This is a genomic window from Amycolatopsis sp. NPDC004772, from assembly GCF_053601215.1.
Map to the genome: position 1 here is coordinate 122,769 of NZ_JBSGBK010000009.1, position 20,481 is coordinate 143,249.

The window sequence follows — 20,481 nt, forward strand, 5'->3', positions numbered from 1 at the left end:
TCCGCGCGAACCTCGACCGCTGGTTCGAGCAAGGCGACACCTCGGCGGAGGCGCCGGTCCGCGGCGAGAGCCGGATCCGCATGACCCGGCAGGTCCTCGAGCCCCTCGAAGGCAAGCTGCCGCCGGAGGAGCACCGCCGGTTGACGATGGCCCTGATGCTCGTCTACGGCGTCGAGGCGCTGATCGTCACCCGGGACGCCTGTCACCTCGAACTGGACGAGGCCACGGAGGTGATGCGTTAGGAGGCGTCGAGCAGCCGGGCGGCCGACTTCAGGACCGCGTCGCGCAGGGAACCCACGTCCGGCACCGCCGCGCCGTTGGCCTGCAGTCCGACGTGGACGGAATCCCGGTAGGTCGCGACCGCGATGCCCACCGCGTGGCGCGGGGCCAGCGGCACGAACGGGTAGACCTCCGCCAGCCGGGCGCCGTCGAGCGAGAGCCGGGTCGGGGGCAGCGGGACCGTGGTGATCACCAGGTCGAACAGCATCGGCGCGGCCTGGCCCGCGGTGCGGGTGCCCAGGCGGTGCAGCAGCGGCGGGACGCGGCCGGCCAGCAACGGCAGCGCGCCGGCGCCGCGGCTCGGGCCCGCCGCCTTGTTGCGGGTCATCGCCCTGCGGACCACCCGCAGCCGCTCGACCGGGTCGTCTTCGCCGACCGGCAGGTCGCAGAGGTAGCCCGAAAGCTTGTTGCCGCCGAGCTGGTCGGCCGCCCGGCCGCGCACGTTCACCGGGATCAGCGCGCGCAGCGTGCGGCCGTCGGCGCGCTGCCCGCGGTTCACCAGCCACTCGCGCAGCGCCCCCGACAGCACCGCCAGGACGACGTCGTTGGTCGTACCGCCGTGCGTGCGGCGCACCCGGCGCAGCTCGGTCAGCGGCAGCCGGACGAACCCGAGGCGCCGCTCGGCCGACGGCGGGGCCGACACCGGTGAGAGCGGCGGGCGCGCGGCCCGCACGAGCGACGACGCGATCCCGGCGGTCTCGTTCGCTTGGCCCCACACCGTGCCGAGCGCGTCCTTCACCGTGTCCAAAGTGGAGCGCGGCGCCGGGATCGGGCGGGCCGGCGCGGCGATCCGTTCCGGCAGCTTGACGCCGTCGAGCAGCCCGGCCGCGACCGCGTACGCGCCGGCGCCGTCGGTGAGCGCGTGGTGCAGTTTCAACAGCAGTGCGAATTTCCCGTCCGGCAGCCCGGTGACGAGGGTCAGGTGCCACAGCGGCCGGGTCGTGTCGAGCGGCTCGGCGATCCACCGCGACGCGTACGCGGACAGAGGGTCCGGCTCGTACAGTGAGCTCAACACGACGTGGTGAATGTGGTCGCTCGCAACAAAACCGGGGTCGTCGCTCCAGCGGGCCGAGCCGGGCGGGAACAGTTCGGCGCGCGCCCGCTGGCGCAGCTTGGGCAGGCGGGCGGCCCGCTGCGCGAGCAACGCCGTCAGCGCGGCCGGGTCGAGGTGGCCGCGGGCGGTGAAGGTGACCACCGCGCCCATGTGCATCGGGGTGGTTTCGCTTTCCAGGCAAAGAAATGCGACGTCGAGTGCGCTGAGCGGCGAGCCTGCCATGGGCGACCTTTCCGGGTTCGCGGGGGGCGCACGGCCACGTGCGTCGGAAGGGAAGGAACCCACTGCACCAGCCCGACATGACGGCCGGGTGGTCGAAGTGTTTCCACCACGCTAACGAGCGGCCCCGTTCATCCATTCGAGATACCCCGGGCCGCGGTGCCCGGGCTCACAGATCGAGAAGGAGGTTCATTCCCCCGGAGCAGGCCGGGGGGCGTCCGCCTGGGCGACCGGCGCCCCCCAATCGGGGGTGAGCGCCACCTGCTTGCCGACGCGGCGCACCGGCAGGCCGTTCACCTGCCGCCGGCCGAGTCCCGGCCAGATTTCCGCGGCGTCCTTCGCCGCGGAGCGGATCGCGCCGCCGTCGAGCGTCGTGCGGGTCTCCGGGATTTCGCGGTCCGTCCACTGCACGACCAGCTTGAGCGGGCCGGCCGAGGGGAGCGGCCACAGGAAGATCTCATGCTCGACGGCGAACCGCGTGCCGCCGACCGGGGTGGCCCGCAGCACCGGGGCCTCCGGCTCGGACGCGGACGGCACCGAGATCGTCTCGGAGCTCGCCCGGCTGCCGTCGGCGTAGAGCACGCCGATCAGCAGCCCGTTGTAGTCGGGCTTGCGGCGGTGGTCGATCAGCCCCTCGGCGGGGTCGTCGACCAGGCTGTCCCGCGAGTACACCGTGACGCGCAGGGTCAGCGCCTCCGGCCACACCTCGATGGCCCGCAGCGCGACCACCGTGCGTTCGGAGCGGCCCAGCGGCTGCGCCCACGGCAGCACCGCCGGGACGATGTACTCGCGCGGGGGATCGGTCCAGTGCCGTCCGTTGAACGCGTAGAGCTCCTGCTCCGGGACGGGGAACAGGGGACGCTCGCGCGGACCGCCGGTGAAGAAGCTGCTCATCGGGCGGCCCGCGACACGCTGTCCGGCACCATGCGCCCACGGTAGGACAACCGCCCGGGAATTTCCGCCCCCGATCGGGCGTACGGCCCCTGCTTCCGGTGATCCCGGACACAAGGGCCGCACGCAGCGTGACTCGTCAATCGCTCAATTTGAGCTCGCCGTTGCGCCGGGCGGTCTCGTCTTCGGCCGGCTTGCCCATGGCGTCCATGAGCTGCCGGGCCAGGCCGAGACCGGTTCCGCCGAGTGAAAGGGCCTTGGCGAACATGTCGGACATGCCGTCGGCGCCGTTGAGCACGACCATGTGGTCGACGTTGCCGAACGCGCTCGCGCCCGCCTCGACGATCTCCGGCCAGCGCTCGGCCAGCTGCTGCGCGACGACGGCTTCCTGGTTCTCCGCCAGCGCCGCGGCGCGCGCCTTGATCGCGTCGGCTTCGGCCAGGCCCTTCGCGCGGGCCGCCTCGGCTTCGGCGAGGCCGCGGGCCTTCGCGGCTTCCGCCTCGGCGAGACCGCGGGCCTTGGCCGCGGCGGCCTCGGCCTCACCGGTCGCCCGGGTCGCGCCCGCCATCGCCTCGGCGCGGGCCTTGGTGGCCTGGGCCTCGGCCTCGGCGGCCGTCTTGACGCGGGTGGCGTCCGCCGCGGCCCGCAGCTCGGTCTCCTTCGCCTCGGCCTGGGCCTTGGCGATCGAGGCGTCACGGGCGGCGTCGGCGGTGGTGCGAGTGTCGTAGGCCTTCGCGTCGGCCGGCTTGCGGACCTGCGACTGCAGCCGCTGCTCGGCCAGCGCGGCCTCCAGCTCGGCGGCCCGGGTCTCCTGGACGACGACCTCCTGGCGCGCGGTCGCCTCGGCCAGCGGACCGGACTGCGACGCCTTCGCCCGCGCCTGGTCGACCTCGGCCTGGTAGCCGGCCTGCTGGATCTGGCTCTCGCGGACGGCGGCCGCCTTCTTCGCGGCGGAGACCTGTTCGACCTCGGCGGCCTCCTGGTCCCGCTGCGCCTCGGCGATGCGGGCCGACGCGGCGATCGCGGCGGCGTGCGGCTTGCCGAGGTTGAGGATGTACCCGGACTCGTCGTCGATCTCCTGGATCTGCAGCGAGTCGACGATCAGTCCGAGCTTGATCATCTCGGTGGCCGAGGACTGGCGGACCTCGCCGGTGAGCGCGTCCCGGTTGTGGATCATCTCCTCGATGGTCAGCCCGCCGACGATCGAGCGCAGGTGGCCGGAGAAGAGCTCGTGGATCGTGTCGTTCATGCCTTTCTGCTGGTCCAGGAACCGGCGGGCGGCGTTGGCGATCGAGGCGTAGTCGTCCCCGACCTTGTAGATGACCACGGCCCGCACGGTGACCGGCAGCCCCTGCTTGGTGACGCAGGAGACCTGCAGGTTGACCCCGCGCGTGTCCAGCGACAGCCGCCGCGCGGTCTGGAACCCGGGGATGACGTTCACCCCGCGGCCGGTGATGATCTTGAAGCCCAGGCTGTCCGCGGTCTCGGCCCGGTCGACGCGGACCCCGAGCCCGGAGATGATCAGCGCCTCGTTCGGTTCGGCGACCTTGTAGAGCAGCCGCAGGATCCCGAAGACGACGATCAGGACGGCGATGACGCCACCGGCCGAGACCAGCAGGATTTCGACGAAACTCATGGCACCGACCCCCTCGCTTTTCGGTTGTGGGTGTGTTGGTGCCTCTTCGACGCCGTCAGCGGGTCAGCGGTTGCCACCGTTCGACATAAACCGTCCGCGGCGGTTCGAAGTCCACCACCAGCACCTGGGTGCCGGAGCTGAACGTCTCTTCCGGGTCCGCCGGGTACGCGTAGAACGCCTCGGTCCCGCCGCGGACGTTCAGCAGAACTTCGCCGATGAGGCCGGGGCCGATCGTGCCCGTCACGCGGCCTCGGCTGCCGATCATCCCCCGAAGCCCTTCAGCTTGACCTTGGAGTTCTTCGCCACGAACGTGCCCGGCTGCGGGTCCTGCTGGAACACGAAGTCGAACCCGCCGCCCCCGCCGTTGCCGCGCCCGCGGCCGCCGTCGCGGTCGGCCTTGAGGCCCGCCTGCTCCAGGATCTTCTGGGCGTCCTCGAACGAGCGGAACCGGACGTCCGGCACCTGGACCGCGTTGTTGACGAACACGCCGATCCGCTTGGCCTTCGGCTGGGCGTTCGCCGGCGGGTCGGTCCGGGTGACCGCGCCGGCCGGGACGTCCTGCTTGAACTCCTCGCCCGCCTGGAACGGCTCGAACCCGGCCTGCTGCAGCAGCTGGAAGGCCTCGTCCTTGGGCCGGCCGGTGACGTCCGGGACCGGCGGCAGCGGGATCGGGCCCTTGGACACGATGATCGTGACCTGCCCGCCGATGGTCAGCTGGCTGCCCGCCGACGGCGTCGTGCGGATGACCGCGCCCTGCGGGACCTCGGCGTCGAAGTCGTCGCCGCCGCGGACCGGGGTCAGCTGCGACGCCTTGATCGCCTGCTCGGCGTCGGCGAGCGCGGTGCCCGGCTGGATGTCCGGCACCTGCGGGCGGCCCTTCGACAGCACCACCGAGACCGTCGCGTTCGGCGACAGCGTGGTGCCCTCGGCCGGGTCCGCGCGCAGCACCGTGTTCGACGGCGCGGTGTTGTCGTACTCCTGGCTGAACTGCGGGTTCAGCTTCACCGCCCGCAGCGCGTCGCCGGCCGCGGCCTGGTTCAGCCCGACCAGCTTCGGCACCCGCGCGGTCTTGTCGCCGCCGGTGTCGGTGAGGATGAACGCGAACGCCCCGATCAGGCCGCCGAGCAGCAGCACCGCGGCCGCGATGACGAGGATCCTCTTGCGGTTGTCCTGCGGCGGCTTCTCCGGCTCGGGCCGGCTCCGGCGCCGCGGCGGGGGCGGCGCCACGGGCGGCACCCGGGTGGTCGCCGGCCCGGCGGCGTGGCTCAGCGCCCGCGTCACGTCCGGGCGGTGCACCGGCATCGTCTTCTCGGTGTCCGGCACCTGCGGGATCCGCGGCAGCGTGCGCTCGGTGTCGGCGAGGTCGCCCTGGCCGTGGGACACCGGGATCGGCACGGTCACCGGCAGCAGGCCCAGCTGGGCGCGCACGGCGGTCAGCTCGGTGAGGAACTCCCCGGCGTCGGCCGGCCGCAGCTGCGGGTCGCGGCGCGTCGCCCGGACGACCAGGTCGTCGAGGGCGGGCGGCAGGTCCGGGCGCAGCCGGCTCGGCGGCGGCACGTCGTCGTTCACGTGCCGGTAGGCGACCGAGATGGCCGTGTCCCCGGTGTAGGGGACCCGGCCGGTCAGCATTTCGTAGAGCAGGATCCCGGCCGAGTAGACGTCGCCGCGCGCGGACGCCGCGCCGGTTTCGACCTGCTCGGGGGCGAGATAGGCGACCGTGCCGAGGATGACGCTCGAGCTGGTCGTGCCCGCGCTCGCCACGGCCCGCACCAGGCCGAAGTCCGCGACCTTCACCGCACCGCCGGTGTGTTGCCCGACCCGGCCGATCAGCACGTTCTCCGGCTTCACGTCCCGGTGCACCAGCCCGGAGGCGTGCGCGGCGGCCAGCGCCGACAGCACCGGCTCGGCGACGCTCAGCGCCACCGCGACGTCCAGCGGGCCCTCGTCGTCCAGCAGGTCGCGCAGCGTCCCGCCGTCCACCAGCTCCATCACCAGGAAGGCCAGGCCCGACTCGGCACCCGGCGGCAGGTCGAAGCCCTGGTCGTGCACCGCCACGACGTGCGGGTGGTGCAGCTGCGCCGCCGACTGCGCCTCGCGCACGAACCGGTCGACGAACGACCGGTCGTCGGCGAAGCGCGGGTCCATGATCTTGATCGCGACCGGACGGTCCAGCCGGGTGTCCGTCCCCCGATAGACGGAAGACATTCCGCCGTGGGCGAGCAGCCGGTCCACCCGGTAGCGCCGCTCCAAGAGCGTGCCGACCAGGCTGGGTTGGGTGCGTGTCACGAGTATGGATCGTACGGAATCGGCCACGCCTCGTGGAGGAGACCTCGCGGGTCACCCGTGCGCACTAGCGGGTGAGGGGACGAAATGTGGCACAGTGTCACCTGTGAGTGGGATTCCTGTCGCCGAAGACATCCTCGACACCGCCATCGCGGTCCTCCCGTTGACGGAGGTGGCGACCGTCCTCGGGACCTCGGCCAACAAGGTCCGGCAGATGCTGCGCGACGGGCAGCTGATCGCGCTGAAGCGCGGCGGCGAACTGTGCGTGCCCAGCGATTTCTTCGTGAAGGACGGCGTCGTCAAGGGCCTGACCGGCACGATCACCGTGCTCGCCGATTCGGGGTTCTCCCGGACCGAGATGCTGCGGTGGCTGTTCACCGCGGACGACACGCTGCCCGGCAGCACGCCCATCAACGCCCTGCGGACCAGCCACGGCACCGAGGTCAAGCGGCGCGCCCAGGCCATGGCGTTCTGACCTGCTGATACAGCTCGCCGCGGCGATCAGTTGAACAGCCGCCGCGATGATCAGGCACGCCGGCAGCGACCACGCGGCCAGTGGCCCGGCCAGCGCCGCGCCCGCGGCCAGCCCGGTGATCTTCACGCTCGCCGCCGTCGTGAACACCTGCGCGCGCACGTGCTCCGGCGCCTCCCGGTGGCGGATCGCGAACAACGCCGTGAGCTGCGGACCTTCGGCGAACCCGGCCAGCACGGCCGCGACGACGACGCCGTGTCCGGTCGCGGCCACGAGGCAGCTCGCCGCCAGCAGGAGCGTGCTCAGCCAGACGATCCGGTCGGGCGTCCACGGCAGCGGCTTCTTCGCGAAGACGGCGTTGGCCAGCAGGGAGGCCACGGCCAGGACGGCCAGCAGCAGGGCGCCGTCCGCCGGGCCGCGCAGGTACGCCGCGCCCAGCAGGGGGTAACACACGGTGACCATCCCGATCCCCGTGCAGGAGATCGTCGAGGCGACGGTCGCCCGTCGCAGCGGCGCGTTGCGGACCAGGACCCGGAGGCCGTCCTTGAGGCGTGACTTCTTCGGCGTCCGCTCCGGCAGGAGCCACGCGACGGGAATCGCCGCGGCGACCATGCCGACCGCGACGACCAGGCCGGCCGGGCCGCCGAGCAGCCCGGCGAGCCCGGGCCCGGCAAGGGCGGCGGCGGTGAACGTCATGGCGTCGAGCCGGCTGGCTTTCGGCAACGCGGGCCCGGCGACGGTGGGCAGCTGCGCGGTCCACCCGCCGGCGATGGCGGGGGTGAGCAGTCCGGCGACGACCGCCACGCCGACCACGGCGGCCAGCGGCAGGTGCCCGAAGAGGGCGCTGACCAGCGCGAGCCCGCCCGCGTAGCCGCCCAGCGCGACGGCGAGCAGCCGCCCGGGGTGAGCGCTGCGATCGAGCAGGGCGCCGAACCCGGGCCCGCCCACGGCGGCGGCCGCGGTCAGCCCGGCGAGCAGAGCGGCCCCGGCGTGCGGGCCCGCGGTCATCCCGAGCAGCAGCAAGGCGGGCCCGGACAGCTCGTCACCGGTCCGGGCGAGCGTCGCGCCGAGGAGGTAACGTCTTATCACTGTCGAGACGTTACAGTGGGGCATGGCCTTTCCGCACCGGGATTCCGTGCAGCGCGCTGTCGACCTGCTGAACGTCCTGCTGGTCCCGTCCCCCGACCCGGCCGCGGTGGCGCGGGTGCTGCGCGACCACGGCGAACCGGAGATCGCGCTGTCCCCGGAGGACATCGCGGAACTGCGGGCGGCGGCTCTTGAGCTGCGCGAAGTGTTCGCGGCGCGCGACGTCGCTTCGGCGGCTTCGGTGCTCAACGCGTTGTTCGCGGCGTACGCGGGCCCGCCGCGCCTGACGAACCACGAAGAGGACTACGGCTGGCACCTGCACGCGGACGCGGCCGACGACGGGCCGTGGGGAGCGTGGCTGGTGACGTCCTCGGCCCTGGGGCTGGCGTCGCTGCTGGCGGAGCGCCAGGGCGTGCCGGGCGGGCTGTGCGCGTCCCCGACGTGCGGGAAGCCGTTCGCCCACACGGGCGGGGGAAGCCCGCGGAGGTACTGCTCGCCCCGGTGCGCGACGCGCGAACGCGTCGCCGCGCACCGGGCGCGCGGGTGAAGCGTCAGCCCTGGTTCTTGTCGCGCCAGGCGATCCAGGACTTCAGCGCGTCGAGGTCGTAGTCCGGGCCGCCGACGCCGACGGTGAACGTCGTGACGCCCAGCTCCAGGAGCTTCGGCCCGAGCTCGTCCGGGTCGCCCTGGACGCCGCACGAACGCTCGATCTCGGCCGGGTCGCGGCCGACGTCCGCGCAGTGCTGGTCGAGGATCTTGACCTTGCGGCCGACGACCTCCGGGTCGCCGAAGCCGTGCCAGATGTCGCCGTGCTTGGCGACCAGCTTGAGCGTCTTCTTCTCGCCGCCGCCGCCGATGAGCACCGGGATCTTGCGGGTCGGCGCCGGGTTCAGCTTGCCCAGGCGCGACTCGATGCGCGGGAGGGACTCGGCGAGGTCGTCGAGCCGGCCGCCGGCGGTGCCGAACTCGTAGCCGTACTCGTCGTAGTCCTTCTCGAACCAGCCGGAGCCGATGCCGAGGATGAGCCGGCCGCCGGAGATGTGGTCGACCGTGCGGGCCATGTCGGCCAGCAGCTCGGGGTTGCGGTAGCTGTTGCAGGTGACGAGCGCCCCGATCTCCACCCGGGACGTCGACTCCGCCCACGCGCCGAGCATCGTCCAGCACTCGAAGTGCTTGCCCTCGGGCTCGCCGTACAGCGGGTAGAAGTGGTCCCAGTTGAAGACGATGTCGGCCCCGAGGTCTTCGGCGGCCGACGCGGTGCGCCGGATGCTGTCGTAGTCGGCGTGCTGCGGCTGGAGCTGCAGGCCGATCCGGATGCGTCGTTGGGTCATGATCGCAGCCTACGACCGCCGCGGAACGTCTCGCGCGCCCAGACCGTGGCCGATGGGGGTAGTGCGACCACCAGTCTCCGCGACTTCGGCGCCACCGCCCGCCTCCGCGCGACGAAGTACGCCATCGCCGCCCGGATCCGCGGGTCGGGGCGGCGGGCCTCGAGCAGCGACCGCGAAACGCCGAACGCCGCGTCGAGTTCGTTCACCGGCCGGTGATCCGGTCCGCCGCCAGCCGGCCGGAGATGAGCACCGGCGGGATGCCGACGCCGGGCGTGGTGCCGCAGCCGGCCAGCACGACGTTCCCGGCCGCGCGGACTAGGTTCGCCGGCCGGAACGGGCCGGTCTGGGTGAACGTGTGCGCCAGCGAGAACGGCGTCCCGGCGGTGAGCCCGCGCGCCGCCCAGTCCGCCGGGGTGATCGTCTCGTCGACGCTGAACTCGCCGCCGAAGCCGGTCAGCCCGCGTGCCTCCAGGGTCCGCAGCAGCTCTTCGCGGTACGGCCCGCGGACGCGCTCCCAGTCGATCGGCCCGCGGCGCAGGTTCGGTGCGGGCGCGAGCACCGAGACGATCTCGCCGCCGCGCCCGGCCAGCCCCGGGTCGGTCGCCGTCGGCCGGGTGACCAGCAGCGACGGGTCGCTCATCAGCTTGCCCTCGCGGATGATCTCGGCGAACGTCCGCTCCCAGGCGCCGCCGAAGAAGATCGTGTGGTGCCCGAGGTCCCACTTTTCGCCGGTCCGCCCGTGCAGGACTACGGCCGACGGCGAATAGCGCAGGGGCAGCGGGCGCCGGGGCCGCGCGCCGAGGAGCCGGTAGGCCGTGCCGAGCTCGGTGGCCAGTACGACGGCGTCGCAGGCGATCCGCTCGCCCGAGCGCGTCCGGACCGCGCGCACCCGCGAGTTCACCCGTTCGAGCCAGGCCGCTTCGGTGCCGAACCGGACGTCCGCGCCCGCTCGCGCGGCCGCGCCGGTCATCGCCCGGCCGATCTCGCCCATCCCGCCTTCGGGGTAGTAGACGCCGCCGACGGTGTCCATGTAGGCGATGACGCCGTACGCGCCGATCGCGCGAGCCGGGTCGAGGCCCGCGTAGAGCGCCTGGAAGGTGAAGAGCCGCCGCACCCGCTCGTCGAGCAGGTAGCGGCCGACGCGCGGGCCGAGCCGCCCGAAGCCGCCCAGCGCCGCAAGGCGGGCCAGCTCCGGGCGAGCGAGGTCGAGCGGCGAGTCGAAGTTCGCGGCCAGGAAGTGGTCCTTCTGCGCCGCGTACAGCTCGGTCAGCCAGCGGCGCAACGCCCGGTAGCCGGCCGCTTCGCGGGCGCCGGCGAAGGCGCGGATTTCGGCTTCCATCGCGTCGCCGTCGGTGCGCAGCGCCAGTGAGCTGCCGTCGGCGAACCGCGCCCGGTACGCCGGGTCGAGCCTGGTCAGGCGCAGGTTCTTGGCCAGCGGCTCGCCGACTGCGGCGAACGCCTCTTCGAGCAGCTCCGGCATGGTGAGCACGCTCGCGCCGGTGTCCACGGCGTTGCCGTCGAAGCTCTGCTGCCCGGCCCGGCCGCCCGGGACGTCCGCCTGCTCCAGCAGCGTGACCTGCCGTCCCGCGCCGAGCAGGTGCAGCGCCGCCGAGAGGCCGGCCAGCCCGGCGCCGATGACGACGACGTGGTCGGCGGGCCCCCTGCTCGTCCGCACGTCAGTACGTCCGCTGGGTGGCCTTGACGACCAGCCCGGTCAGCGCCGCGGGCGCGGGCTCGGCCAGGTGCGCGCGGTCCAGCGCGGCCATCGCCGCCGTCGTCAGCTCGTCGATCCGGCGCTCGACCGCGTCGACCGCGCCGACCTGCTGCAACGCCATCCGGACGGTCTCGACGCCTTCGTCGGACAGGTCCGCGTCGCCGATCGCGTCCGCGATCACCGTGGCCGCGGCCCGCTCGCCCGTTTCGGCGGCGAGCTGCAGGCCGAGCGCGACGAGCAGGGTGCGCTTGCCCTCGCGCAGGTCGTCCCCGGCGGGCTTGCCGGTGACCGACGGGTCGCCGAAGACGCCGAGCAGGTCGTCGCGCAGCTGGAACGCCACGCCGACCTCGCCGCCGAACTCCAGCAGCGTGGCGATCAGTTCCGGGGACGCGCCGCCGAGCGCGGCGCCCAGGTGCAGCGGCCGCTGCACGGTGTAGGCGGCGGTCTTGAGCCGGTCGATCTTGAGCGCGGCCTCGACCGAGGCGTCGCCGGTGGCCTGCGTGCGGACGTCGAGGTACTGCCCGGCGAGGACTTCGGTGCGCATCGCGCGCCAGGCCGGGCGGGCCGCGGCGAGCGTCGCAGCGGGCAGCGGCGCGTCGGCGAACATGTCGTCGGCCCAGGCCAGCGCCAGGTCGCCGACCAGGACCGCGGTGGCCAGGCCGAACGTCGTGGGCGAGCCGAGCCAGCCGCGGTCGGCGTGCAGCTTCGCGCCCGCGATGTGCACCGTCGGGTTGCCGCGGCGGGAGTCGGAGGAGTCGATGAGGTCGTCGTGGATCAGCGCGCACGCCTGGATCAGCTCCAGGCTGGACACCGCCTGCAGCACGCCTTCGGCGTCCGCGCCCGCCGGGTCGCCGCCCGCGCCGCGCCAGCCCCACCAGGCGAACGTCGGGCGCAAGCGTTTGCCGCCGCCCAGCACGAACCCGCGCAGCGCGTCGATCCCGGCGGCCACGGTGGGCTCGGTGTCGAGGATCGCGGTGCCCGCCCGGTCGAGGAATCCGGCCAGCGCGCGCTCGACGTGGGCGGGCAGGTCACTGTCGGCGGCGGGCGCGTTCATCCCGCCATCCTCGCCGAACTCGCGGGGGCACGGCCCGCCGGGGCTCCCGGATGTGGTGAATCAGACTCCGGCCGTGGCGGCCCAGAACGGACCGGTGAGGCCCGCTTCGGCGAAGTAGGCGACGGCGTCGTGCGGTTCGCGCCGCCGGTAGCCGCGCTCCAGCCGGCCCGCGTACCAGCCGCGCGCGAGCCGCCAGAGGGTGACCAGGTCGAGCACGGACCCCTTGGCCTGCCCGGTTTCCGCCAGCCAGGCGTCCACACAGGACTCGCAGCAGAAGAGGCGCTGGTGCGCGCACGTGTGCAGCACGTCGTCCCACATCCGCGCGGCGGGCACCAGGAAGTGCGCCACCTGCGCGCCTTCCGGCGGCCCCGCGCGGTTCACGACCAGTGCGTGCGGCTGCCCGCATCCGGGGCAGCGGGTCGCGACGAGCACTTCGGGCTCGGTGTCGACCAGGTGGGGGATGGCGAAGGAGTCCCACGCGCAGCCGCCCCACCAGAGCGTGTTCGAGCCCATCACGGAGAAGCCGAGCGACTTCGCCGCGAACGGGTGGGCCAGCACGACGTGCTCGCACTCGTCGAGCACCAGGTGGTGGGCGTCGGCGAGGCGGTGCAGCGCCTGCTTGGCCACGGCGAGCGACCCGCCCGCGGCGTCGGCCAGCTCCGGCCCGGTCGGCGCGCGGCCGCGGCCGGCGAAGGCGTGGTAGACGGCCAGGCGCACGTCCTCGTCCCAGCTCGCGTCGTCATCCCTCATCGCTCACTCCTGTATCGAGTCTAGAGCCGGGACCCTTAACATTCGAGGTATGACGTCGGTGATCGAGCGGTTGCGAGGAGACGGGCCGAAGTTCTCCATCGAGTTCTTCCCGCCCCGGGACACGGCGGACGAGGCCGTCCTCTGGAAGGCCATCCGGGAACTCGAGCCGTACGACCCGGCCTACATGTCGATCACCTACGGGGCCGGCGGCTCCAGCCGCGACGGCACGGTCCGCAGCATCGCCCGCGTCGCGACCGAGACGACGCTGGTGCCGATGGCGCACCTGACCGCGGTCAACCACTCCGTCGCCGAGCTGCGGAACGTGATCGGCTGGTACGCCTCGGTCGGCGTCCGCAACATCCTCGCGCTGCGCGGCGACCCGCCCGGCGACGTCTACGGCGAGTGGATCCCGCACCCCGAGGGCCTCACCTACGCCGAAGAGCTGGTGCAGCTGGTCCGCGAGCTGGGCGACTTCTGCGTCGGCGTGTCGGCCTACACCTACGGCCACCCGCGCTCGTCCGACCTCGAGTCGGACACGAAGTACCTGGTCCGCAAGCTGCGCGCGGGCGCGGACTTCGCGATCGCCCAGCTGTTCCACGATCCCGAGGACTTCCTGCGCCTGCGCGACCGGGTGGCCGCGACCGGCTGCGACGTGCCGGTGCTGCCCGGCGTGATGCCGCTGACGACCATGCGGACCCTGCAGACGACGATCAAGCTCTCCGGCGCGCCGGCCCCCCGCAAGGTCCTGGACCGGCTCGAACCGCTGGCCGACGACCCCAAGGCGTTCCGCGCGGCGGGCATCGACGTCACCACCGAGCTGTGCGAGAAGCTGATCGCCGAGGGCGTGCCGAACCTGCACTTCTACACGTTCAACCGCTCGAAGGCGACGCGCGAGGTGATCGCGCGATTGGGTCTCGTCCCGGCCCGTGCTTAAGTACGTACCACCGGGTACGGGTGGCCCGGTAGCGTGCCCTGCATGGCTTCTACTGCTTCCGAAGGCGTGCACGAAACCTGTGACCGGTACGTCGACGACTACGCGGCCGCCGACCCGGTCGCGGCGACCGCGCACGGCATCGCCGGCCACGACCACCGGCTGACCGACTACTCGGCGGAGGGGTACGCCGAGCGCGCCGGCCTGGCCGCGCGGGCGCACGCCGCCGTCACCGCCGCCGAGCCGCGCGACGCCGCCGAGCGCGCGGCGAAGGCCGTGTTCACCGAGCGCGTCGGCCTGGAGCTGGAGATCCACGAGGCCGGCCTGGACGTGGCGAGCCTGAACGTCATCTCCAGCCCGGTGCAGGAACTGCGGATGGCGTTCGACCTGATGCCCCGGGAAACCGAGCAGGACTGGGCGGTCCTCTCGGACCGGATCGCCGAGGTCCCGCAGGCGCTGGCGAACATCCGCAGCGGCCTGCTCTCGGCGTCCGACGCGGGGCACGTCGCGGCGCTGCGGCAGGTCGCGAAGGTCGCGGAGCAGTGCGAAACGTGGGCGGGCCTGAAGGAGGAGACGGGGTTCTTCACCGAGCTCGCCGGCGGCGGGTCGCCGGAAGGGCTGCAGGCCGACCTCGGGCGTCACGCGCGGGCCGCCGACGAGGCGTTCGCGGAGTTCGCCGGCTTCCTGCGGGCCGAACTGGCCCCGAAGGCCCCGGTCAAGGACGCCGTCGGCGAGGACGTCTACCGCCTGTGGTCCCGGTTCTTCGTCGGCGCCACGCTGGACCTGCGGGAGGCGTACGAGTGGGGCTGGGCGGAGTTCGCCCGGATCGAGGCCGAGATGCGCGCGGTGGCGAACCGCATCAAGCCGGGCGCGTCCGCCGCGGAGGCCGCGGCCGCGCTCGACGCGGACGCGCGGTACCGCATCCGCGGCCGCGCGGAGTTCGAGGCGTGGATGCAGCGCCTGTCCGACGACGCCCTGGAGTCGTTGCGCGGCAAGCACTTCGACATCTCCGACCGGGTGATGGCCCTGGAGTGCAAGATCGCCCCGCCCGGAGGCGGCGTCGGCGCGTACTACACGGGACCGAGCGAGGACTTCGTGCGGCCGGGCCGCATGTGGTGGTCCCTCCCGGCGGGCCGCGACGAGTTCAGCACCTGGCGCGAGACGAGCACGGTGTACCACGAGGGCGCACCGGGCCACCACCTCCAGATCGCGACGGCGGTGGACCAGTCGGGCGGGCTGAACAAGTACCAGAGGCTGCTGGCGTTCACCTCGGGCCACGCGGAGGGCTGGGCCCTGTACGCGGAGCGCCTGATGGAGGAACTGGGCTACCTCGCCGACGACGGCGACCTGCTGGGGATGCTGTCGGAGCAGCTGTTCCGCGCCGCCCGCGTGGTGGTGGACCTCGGCATGCACCTGGAGCTGCAGATCCCGGCCGGGACGGGTTTCCACGAGGGCGAGCGGTGGACGCCGGAGCTGGGCCTGGAGTTCATGCTGACCCGCACGATCACGGACCAGGCCCACATCCGCGACGAGATCGACCGCTACCTGGGCTGGCCGGGCCAGGCCCCGGCGTACAAGATCGGCGAGCGCCTCTGGCTGACGGCCCGCTCCGAGGCCCAGGCCCGCGCCGGCGCCGGGTTCGACATCAAGCGGTTCCACACGGAGGCGCTCAAACTGGGCGGGATGGGTCTGGACACGCTGCGGGAGCAGCTGTCCCACCTGGACTGAGCACTCGAGGCGGGGTCACCGAAAACCGGTGGCCCCGCTCCGCCCCGCCCCGATAGGTTCGCCTCGTGCGCCGAATCCTCTTCGTCACCCCACCGCCTCGCGCCTGAGCGGGGTGGTCCTCCGCCGCGTGGCCTTCGGGGCCTGCGGCTGATTCGTGGTGCGCACTCACCCCGCGTCGTCGATCTCCGTTTTCCTTCGACGCAGGAGCGTTCCCTTGGTGTCTCTGTCCACGCGCGCCCATTCCTCGGCCGCGCTCATCCTCGCCGGTGTCCTCTGGGGCACCGGTGGCCTCGCCGGCTCGCTGCTCGCCCGCCGGGCCGGCCTCCACCCGCTCGCCGTCGCCGACTACCGGCTGCTCGTCGGCGGCGCCGTCGCGACCCTCCTCCTGAACGGCCGTCCCCTGCCCCGCACGGCGGAGGCCGGCCGGCGCGTCCTCGCCGTCGGCGGGCTGTTCGCCCTCTTCCAGGCGAGCTACTTCGCGGCCGTCGCGCTCAGCTCGGTGAGCGTCGCGACCATGACCACGATCGGCGCCGCGCCCGTCTTCGTCACCCTCGCGTCGGTGCGGAAACTCCGCCGCTGGACGCTGGTCTCGGTGACGGGCACCCTCGCCGGCCTGGTGCTGCTCCAGTGGTCACCGGGCGAAGCGATCTCGTTCGGCGGACTCGGCTTCGCGCTGCTCGCGGCGGCCGGCTTCGCCACTCTCACGCTGGTCACCGCGAAGCCCGTCGAAGGCCTGGACCCGCTGTCGACGACGGGGTTCGGCTGCCTCGCCGGCGGCCTGCTGCTCCTGCCGGCCGCGGGCTGGGCGGGCATGGCGGTCCCGCTGCACGCGGACGTCCTCGCGATCGTCTGCTACCTCGGCGCCGTCCCGACAGCGCTCGCGTACGCCGCGTACCTGCGCGGACTGGCCGACGCGCACCCCGTGCTCGGCTCGTTGTCGGCGGTCCTGGAGCCGCTGACGGCCGCGGTGCTCTCCGCCGCGCTGCTCGGTGAACGGCTCAGCGTCACGGCCTGGTGCGGCGCCGCCGTGCTGGTCGCGGCGCTGGTCGTCGGTTATTGGCGGCCCGAGCCGCGGTGAGAGCTGCTGCCCCTCGGCTCAGCGCGGGTCGAGGGGCAGCGCCCGCCCCAGGATCGCGAACGGCCGCGGGTCGCCGGCGAAGTGGTAGTCGCGCAGGACGTCGACGAAACCGGTGCGGCGGTAGAGCTTCCACGCCCGGCTCGTGCCCTCGGGCGTCGACAGCAGCACGTTCGCGCTCGGGACACCTTCGAGGAGGCTGCGCAGCAGGTCCTCGCCGATCTGGTGGCCCTGGTTCTCCGGCCGGACGTGGATCTCGGTCAGCTCGAAGTAGTCCGCCAGCCACCGGTCGGCCTCGGCGGCCCCGGACCGGCGGCTCAGGCCGTGGCGGACCTGCTCGTGCCACCACTGCCCGGCCCGGCCGCGGTAGCCGTAGGCCACGCCGAGCAGGACGTCGTCGGCGTCGAGCGCGGCCATGCAGCGCCAGCCCTCGCGCAGCGCGTGGGTGAGCCACATCGGTGCGCGCTGCTCGGCGGTGCCCGCCGGGTACCGCATCGCCCGGACGTAGATGTCGAGCGCTTCGGGCAGGCGGGCGCGGAACTCGTCCGCGGAGAGCTGGACGTACCGGGAGCAGCCGGCGGGCATCGCGGTCACGGCTGTCCATCCTCCTCCGCGCCGCCGAGCGCGCCCGGGGTGCCCCCGGTCAAGGCGACCAGCCCGGCGAAGGTCGTGGGGAAGACAGCCTTCGGGTGCCCGGCGGCGGCCCAGACGACGTCGTGCTTGCGCAGCGCGGTGTCGACCAGGGTCGGCAGCGGCGAGGGGTGCCCGACGGGCGCGACGCCGCCGATCGGCTGCCCGGTGTGCGTCCGTACGAAATCGGCGTCGGCCTTGCCGATCGTGCCCCCGGCCAGCCGTTCGAGGGTGGCCGGATCGGCGCGGTGGGCACCCGAGGTGAGGGCGAGGAGCGCTTTTTTGTCGGACCCCAGGCGGAAGATGAGGCTGTTGGCGATGGCCCCGACGGGCACGCCGAGTGCCTCGGCCGCCTGAGCGGCGGTCCGGACCTCGGCGGGCAGGACACGGATGCCCTCGGCGGCGCCGCGCTGCCCGGCTTCGGCCAGCGCGGCCGCCACCTTGGCGACGGCGGGGTGCTCCAGCGAACTCATGAACGTATGAGATCACGGCACCGACCTGGTGTCCCGCACCACGCCCCCTGGGGTTGAGCGGGCACCGGGTCGGGGGTTACTCTGGAAATTGTTCGAACAGGCGTTCGACATCGGTGAGCGGGCACCGGACAGGTGCCGGGGCTCACCCGCGCAGGAGGAGGGTCGCCATGTCCGTCAAGGTCGTGTCCCCCACGGATCCCGGGCAGCCGGAGCTGCCCATGTCGCTGCGCCCGCAGCCATCCCCGGTCGGCGCCCGCCGCTCCCGGCAGTGCGTGTCGCCGGCAGCGGACTCACGGCAGCGCCCGTCGTCGGCGGCGGATTCCCGGCAGCCGCAGCTGCCGATCGCCCTGTGCACTTCGGGAGCCGAGCTGCCGGCCCCGGCGATCCCGGCGCAGACCCGCCCGGTGACCACCGATTCGGGCCGGACTGTCGCGGATTCGGGGCAGCTCGAGTTGTCGGCTGTGGAGCTGGCTGGGCAGCCGGTCGCGCCGTCCGCTGCCGGCTCCGGCGACTTCGCCGCGTTGGCGGATGCGCCGCAGCCGGTGGCGCCGTTCGCTTCCGGCCAGCCCGCCGCGCTGGTGGATGCGCCGCAGGCCGAGCCGCAGCCGGTCGCGCCGTCTCGTGGCGGCTCGGGCCAGTCGGCCGCGCTTGCGGGTTCGCCCCAGGCCGAGCCGCGGCCGGTGATGCCGTCCACTACCGGCTCCGCCCAGCCCGCCGCGTTGGCGGGTTCGCCGCAGGCCGAGCCGCAGCCGATCGCGCCGTCCGCTGCCGACTCCGGGCAGCCTGTCAAGCCGCAGACCCAGCCGCCCGCAATGGCCGAAGCCCCGGCCGCCGGCGAGCCCGAACTTCCCATGGAGCTCCGCCCGCCCGGCGCCGACTCCGATCAGTCGCCGCTGCCCATGTCCCTGCGTCCGCCCGCGTCGCCGGCGGCCGCCGGGTTGCTGGCGCAAGCGCGGCGGGGGCTGGCCGAGGCCGCTCAGGAGACCCGGCCCGCCGAACGCTTCATCGGTGCCTACCTCGCCGCCCTTCGCGGGGCCGCTGCCGTGCTCGCCGCCCGGGGGCGGCCGCACCGGGGGCGGGCGCGGCCCGCCAGCACCTGGGTGCTGCTCGACTCCGTCGCCCCCGAGCTGCGCGAATGGTCCGCCTTCTTCGCCAGCAACTCGGCCACCCGCGCCGCCGCGCAGGCCGGGATCACCGGGAAGGTCACCGCCGAGTCCGCCGCCGGGCTGGTCGGGGCCGCCACGCCGTTCCTCGAGCTCGTTCGCCGTCTCGTGCACGGCCTGCCGATCACCGGGGAAGCCCATGTCGCGTGAGCACGGCCCGGTCGACCAGGGGCGGTTGCTCACGGCGTTGGGAATCGAAGGCAGGCTGCTCGCCGAAGCGGTGCACGCGGCGCCGACCGAAGCGCCGGTGCCCGCCTGCCCCGGCTGGTCGATCGGCGAGGTCGCCCGGCACGTCGGGAGCCTCTACCGGCTGGTCCGGCGCCGGCTGACCGACGGCCGCAGCCCCGAAGACTGGCCACGCGAACCCGAGCCGGGCCAGAGCCTGCGGGCGTTCCTCGAGGAGGGCCTCACCGAACTGCTCGACGAGCTCGCCGCGCACGACCCGGAGGACCGCGCCGACACCTGGTGGCCGGCCGACCGGACCTACGGGTTCTGGCGCCGGCGGATGCTGCACGAGACGGTCGTCCACCGGGTGGACATCGAGCAGGCGTCGGGCGCCGAGCCGCGCGGCGTGCCCGAAGACGTCGCGATCGACGGCATCGACGAGGTGCTCACCCTGTGGTTCGGGCAGAAGCTCCCGATGCTCGGCCTGACCGGCACGAAGGCGGGCTCGGTCGGCGTCCGCGCCGGCGCGCACAGCTGGATCGCGCGGGCCGGCCCCGTCACGACCGAGGCCTGGCGCTGTTCGGCCGAGGAGGCCGAGGCCGCGGACGACGTCGTCACGGCGGCCAAACCCGCGCAGATCTACCTGTGGCTCTGGGGCCGAGCGTCCCTGACCGCGGTGACCGTGCGCGGCGTGCACGACCAGGCGGCCCAGCTCTGGGCGCTGCTGCGGCTCGCGACCCGATGACCCGGCCGGTGGGGAAGCCGAACCGGAATTGTCGGAGGTGGCGGTTAGCCTGCGGCGCATGACCACGCGCCTGGTGAACCTGGTGATCGACGCGGCGCGCCCGGAAGTCCTGGCGGACTTCTGGGCCGCGCTGCTCGGCTGGCACGTCGCCGTCGAGGAGCCCGGCGAGGTCGACGTCCGGGCCCCGGAAAGCGACGGCTGGGACCTGGACCTCGTCTTCGTGCCGGTCCCCGAACCCAAGGAGGTCAAGAACCGCATCCACCTGGATCTGGCGAGCACGACCCCGGAGCACCAGGCCGAGCTGGTGGCGCGCGCCCTGGAGCTGGGTGGCCGCCGGGTCGACCTCGGGCAGGGCGACGTGCCCTGGGTGGTGCTCGCGGACCCGGAAGGCAACGAGTTCTGCGTCCTCGAACCCCGCGAGCGGTACGCGGACACCGGCGCGGTGGCGTCGATCCTGGTCGACGCCCACGACCCGGAGCTGCTGGCGGGCTTCTGGGCGGGGATCACCGGCCGCCCGATCCAGGCCCGCGAAGGTGACGTCCTGGTGGGGCTGCGCGCGCCGTCCGGCCGGGGGCCGTGGCTGGAGTTCCTGCGCAACGACGACGTCAAGAGGGGCAAGAACCGCGTGCACCTGGACGTCGCGCCCCCGGCGGAAGCTGATCACGCCGCGGCGGTGACGCAGGTCATCGCGGCCGGTGCGGCGCCGGCGGACCTGGGCGGTCCCGCGCTGCCGTGGCGGGTGCTGACCGATCCGGAGGGCAACGAGTTCTGCGTGCTCACCCCGCGCTGACCTAGCTTGCGG

At 73.7% G+C, this 20,481-nt stretch carries 23 protein-coding genes; 11 read left to right on the plus strand and 12 right to left on the minus strand.

Annotated elements, in window-relative coordinates:
- The first annotated feature begins 80 nt into the window (after positions 1–80).
- A complete protein-coding gene (locus ACWEF6_RS08565; protein ID WP_449682299.1) occupies positions 81–242 on the plus strand; it encodes a hypothetical protein in 162 nt (53 codons plus the stop codon).
- Here ACWEF6_RS08565 and ACWEF6_RS08570 read toward each other — a convergent pair.
- From ACWEF6_RS08570 to pknB, 5 genes are all read right to left on the minus strand, one after another.
- Complete coding sequence (locus tag ACWEF6_RS08570; RefSeq protein WP_449682300.1) at positions 239–1,555, minus strand: wax ester/triacylglycerol synthase family O-acyltransferase; 1,317 nt, start codon at positions 1,553–1,555, stop codon at positions 239–241. The two genes, ACWEF6_RS08565 and ACWEF6_RS08570, sit on opposite strands and share 4 nt — an antisense overlap.
- 186 nt (positions 1,556–1,741) lie before the next feature.
- Positions 1,742–2,446, minus strand: coding sequence for a hypothetical protein (locus ACWEF6_RS08575; RefSeq protein ID WP_449682301.1), 705 nt, complete (start codon positions 2,444–2,446; stop codon positions 1,742–1,744).
- Between the two features lie 136 nt (positions 2,447–2,582).
- The gene (locus ACWEF6_RS08580) at positions 2,583–4,079 is read right to left on the minus strand and encodes an SPFH domain-containing protein (RefSeq protein ID WP_449682302.1); all 1,497 of its coding nucleotides are present in this window, start codon (positions 4,077–4,079) and stop codon (positions 2,583–2,585) included.
- Between the two features lie 55 nt (positions 4,080–4,134).
- Positions 4,135–4,344 carry a hypothetical protein gene (locus ACWEF6_RS08585; RefSeq protein WP_310976463.1) on the minus strand — a complete coding sequence of 70 codons (210 nt, stop codon included), beginning with the start codon at positions 4,342–4,344 and terminating at the stop codon, positions 4,135–4,137.
- Positions 4,341–6,365 carry a Stk1 family PASTA domain-containing Ser/Thr kinase gene (gene pknB / locus ACWEF6_RS08590; RefSeq protein ID WP_449682303.1) on the minus strand — a complete coding sequence of 675 codons (2,025 nt, stop codon included), beginning with the start codon at positions 6,363–6,365 and terminating at the stop codon, positions 4,341–4,343. Before pknB ends, ACWEF6_RS08585 begins: the two co-directional genes overlap by 4 nt.
- A 103-nt stretch (positions 6,366–6,468) precedes the next feature.
- On the opposite strand from pknB, the gene ACWEF6_RS08595 reads away from it, so the two are divergent.
- The 4 genes from ACWEF6_RS08595 to ACWEF6_RS08610 all read left to right on the plus strand — a co-directional run bounded on the left by ACWEF6_RS08595 (position 6,469) and on the right by ACWEF6_RS08610 (position 8,467).
- Positions 6,469–6,837, plus strand: a complete 369-nt coding sequence (locus ACWEF6_RS08595; RefSeq protein ID WP_449682304.1) for an Rv2175c family DNA-binding protein — start codon at positions 6,469–6,471, stop codon at positions 6,835–6,837.
- Between the two features lie 46 nt (positions 6,838–6,883).
- Positions 6,884–7,282, plus strand: coding sequence for a hypothetical protein (locus tag ACWEF6_RS08600; RefSeq protein ID WP_449682305.1), 399 nt, complete (start codon positions 6,884–6,886; stop codon positions 7,280–7,282).
- 6 nt (positions 7,283–7,288) lie between these two features.
- Positions 7,289–7,705 carry a hypothetical protein gene (locus tag ACWEF6_RS08605; RefSeq protein WP_449682306.1) on the plus strand — a complete coding sequence of 139 codons (417 nt, stop codon included), beginning with the start codon at positions 7,289–7,291 and terminating at the stop codon, positions 7,703–7,705.
- Between the two features lie 240 nt (positions 7,706–7,945).
- The gene (locus tag ACWEF6_RS08610; protein WP_449682307.1) at positions 7,946–8,467 is read left to right on the plus strand and encodes a CGNR zinc finger domain-containing protein; all 522 of its coding nucleotides are present in this window, start codon (positions 7,946–7,948) and stop codon (positions 8,465–8,467) included.
- 4 nt (positions 8,468–8,471) lie between these two features.
- Here the strand turns inward: ACWEF6_RS08610 and ACWEF6_RS08615 are convergent, their stop codons facing one another.
- The 5 genes from ACWEF6_RS08615 to merB are packed head-to-tail and all read right to left on the minus strand — an operon-like array spanning position 8,472 to position 12,769.
- Positions 8,472–9,251: an LLM class F420-dependent oxidoreductase gene (locus ACWEF6_RS08615; protein ID WP_449682308.1), complete on the minus strand. Its 780-nt coding sequence runs from the start codon at positions 9,249–9,251 to the stop codon at positions 8,472–8,474.
- Positions 9,248–9,457, minus strand: coding sequence for a hypothetical protein (locus tag ACWEF6_RS08620; RefSeq protein WP_449682309.1), 210 nt, complete (start codon positions 9,455–9,457; stop codon positions 9,248–9,250). The genes ACWEF6_RS08615 and ACWEF6_RS08620 overlap by 4 nt, the downstream gene beginning before the upstream one ends.
- Positions 9,454–10,926, minus strand: coding sequence for a phytoene desaturase family protein (gene crtI / locus ACWEF6_RS08625; protein ID WP_449682310.1), 1,473 nt, complete (start codon positions 10,924–10,926; stop codon positions 9,454–9,456). The genes ACWEF6_RS08620 and crtI overlap by 4 nt, the downstream gene beginning before the upstream one ends.
- 1 nt (position 10,927) lies before the next feature.
- On the minus strand, positions 10,928–12,019 hold the full coding sequence (locus ACWEF6_RS08630) for a polyprenyl synthetase family protein (protein WP_449682311.1): 1,092 nt from the start codon (positions 12,017–12,019) through the stop codon (positions 10,928–10,930).
- Positions 12,020–12,079: 60 nt separating this feature from the next.
- Positions 12,080–12,769, minus strand: a complete 690-nt coding sequence (gene merB / locus ACWEF6_RS08635) for an organomercurial lyase (protein WP_449682312.1) — start codon at positions 12,767–12,769, stop codon at positions 12,080–12,082.
- A 49-nt stretch (positions 12,770–12,818) separates the two neighbouring features.
- Here merB and ACWEF6_RS08640 point away from each other — a divergent pair, with 49 nt between their 5' ends.
- The 3 genes from ACWEF6_RS08640 to ACWEF6_RS08650 all read left to right on the plus strand — a co-directional run bounded on the left by ACWEF6_RS08640 (position 12,819) and on the right by ACWEF6_RS08650 (position 16,506).
- Positions 12,819–13,703, plus strand: a complete 885-nt coding sequence (locus ACWEF6_RS08640) for a methylenetetrahydrofolate reductase (protein WP_449682313.1) — start codon at positions 12,819–12,821, stop codon at positions 13,701–13,703.
- Between the two features lie 42 nt (positions 13,704–13,745).
- On the plus strand, positions 13,746–15,428 hold the full coding sequence (locus tag ACWEF6_RS08645) for a DUF885 domain-containing protein (RefSeq protein WP_449682314.1): 1,683 nt from the start codon (positions 13,746–13,748) through the stop codon (positions 15,426–15,428).
- 214 nt (positions 15,429–15,642) lie between these two features.
- Positions 15,643–16,506, plus strand: coding sequence for a DMT family transporter (locus ACWEF6_RS08650; RefSeq protein WP_449682315.1), 864 nt, complete (start codon positions 15,643–15,645; stop codon positions 16,504–16,506).
- A gap of 18 nt (positions 16,507–16,524) precedes the next feature.
- Here ACWEF6_RS08650 and ACWEF6_RS08655 read toward each other — a convergent pair whose 3' ends face one another.
- Together ACWEF6_RS08655 and ACWEF6_RS08660 are read right to left on the minus strand one after the other, a co-directional pair.
- The gene (locus ACWEF6_RS08655; RefSeq protein WP_206792398.1) at positions 16,525–17,097 is read right to left on the minus strand and encodes a GNAT family N-acetyltransferase; all 573 of its coding nucleotides are present in this window, start codon (positions 17,095–17,097) and stop codon (positions 16,525–16,527) included.
- Complete coding sequence (locus ACWEF6_RS08660) at positions 17,094–17,606, minus strand: YbaK/EbsC family protein (RefSeq protein ID WP_449682316.1); 513 nt, start codon at positions 17,604–17,606, stop codon at positions 17,094–17,096. Before ACWEF6_RS08660 ends, ACWEF6_RS08655 begins: the two co-directional genes overlap by 4 nt.
- A 167-nt stretch (positions 17,607–17,773) precedes the next feature.
- On the opposite strand from ACWEF6_RS08660, the gene ACWEF6_RS08665 reads away from it, so the two are divergent.
- Genes ACWEF6_RS08665 through ACWEF6_RS08675 form a run of 3 tightly spaced genes read left to right on the plus strand, consistent with a single transcriptional unit; the run spans position 17,774 to position 20,469 of the window.
- Positions 17,774–18,919: an SAV_6107 family HEPN domain-containing protein gene (locus ACWEF6_RS08665; protein ID WP_449682317.1), complete on the plus strand. Its 1,146-nt coding sequence runs from the start codon at positions 17,774–17,776 to the stop codon at positions 18,917–18,919.
- Positions 18,909–19,679, plus strand: coding sequence for a maleylpyruvate isomerase family mycothiol-dependent enzyme (locus tag ACWEF6_RS08670; protein ID WP_449682318.1), 771 nt, complete (start codon positions 18,909–18,911; stop codon positions 19,677–19,679). The genes ACWEF6_RS08665 and ACWEF6_RS08670 overlap by 11 nt, the downstream gene beginning before the upstream one ends.
- A gap of 58 nt (positions 19,680–19,737) precedes the next feature.
- On the plus strand, positions 19,738–20,469 hold the full coding sequence (locus ACWEF6_RS08675) for a VOC family protein (RefSeq protein WP_449682319.1): 732 nt from the start codon (positions 19,738–19,740) through the stop codon (positions 20,467–20,469).
- The last annotated feature ends 12 nt before the right edge of the window (positions 20,470–20,481 follow it).